This window comes from Xenorhabdus sp. IM139775, assembly GCF_028598745.1.
Classification (GTDB): Bacteria; Pseudomonadota; Gammaproteobacteria; order Enterobacterales; family Enterobacteriaceae; genus Xenorhabdus.
In genome coordinates this window covers 1-821 of the sequence record NZ_JAQRFK010000222.1, presented here as the reverse complement: position 1 = coordinate 821, position 821 = coordinate 1, and the positions used below count along the sequence as shown (strand labels likewise).

The 821-nt window shown below is 46.8% G+C and carries 1 protein-coding gene; it reads right to left on the bottom strand.

What is annotated here, in order from left to right; translation table 11 throughout:
* A partial coding sequence (locus PSI17_RS17125) for a DNA primase family protein (protein WP_337927226.1) occupies positions 1-821 on the bottom strand: 821 nt, incomplete at both ends.

Below are 821 nucleotides of genomic sequence, written 5' to 3'. Positions count from 1 at the left end.
ATACAACGGATCGGAATGACTCTTTACCGTTAATGCTTCGTTAGAGTCGCGTTGCGCCTGTAGTAGCTGCTTAGCCTTATTCTGGTCGGCAAATTCGTTTAATAAGTGACGAATAATCACCGGCAGTTCCCGACTGATTTTCTCCGGCAATTGTGGATCTTTCTCGGATTCCTTGACCGGAATATTAAACGGAAATATCACCCGCCGCCGTGCAATGCCGCCATTGCGCTCGGTAAAGCTCATGGGTTCGTTATTGGTAGCTAATACCACGGCTTTAATAACCGTTGAAAACTGCTTCTCGTATTTTCCGTCAACTTCAATCAGGTCGCCGCCTGTAATGGCCTTAATTCCCGCCCCTTCACCGACATATTTAACCTGATCGGGCAGCGTAATTAAGCTCTTACCGACAAACTGATAGCGGCCTCTGGCCTCATCCAGTGCTCTCATATTGCCACTGGCAGTATTGTGTTCTCCCGCCAGTAAGGTAGCTATATATGTAAAGACACTTTTACCGCTGCCGCCTTCACCAGTGACTTCAATAAAGAGCTGCCAGTCATAACGGTTTGCCAGGATCATAAACAGGGCAGCTTTAATACGATTCATCTTGTTTTCATTCTGACCCGCTGCATGGGATAACCAACAATAAAAGTCAGGGGCATGATCCGGCAGGTTTTCACCAATAGCGGGCTGGGTAAACTTAATGCCATTATGGTTCATGAGCCAATGTTCAGGCTGATGGGGAATAAATTTCTGTGTCGATAGCTCATACACACCATTGCAAAACCCGATTAAATCCGACCGTTGTTCGCCAATGACCGGAA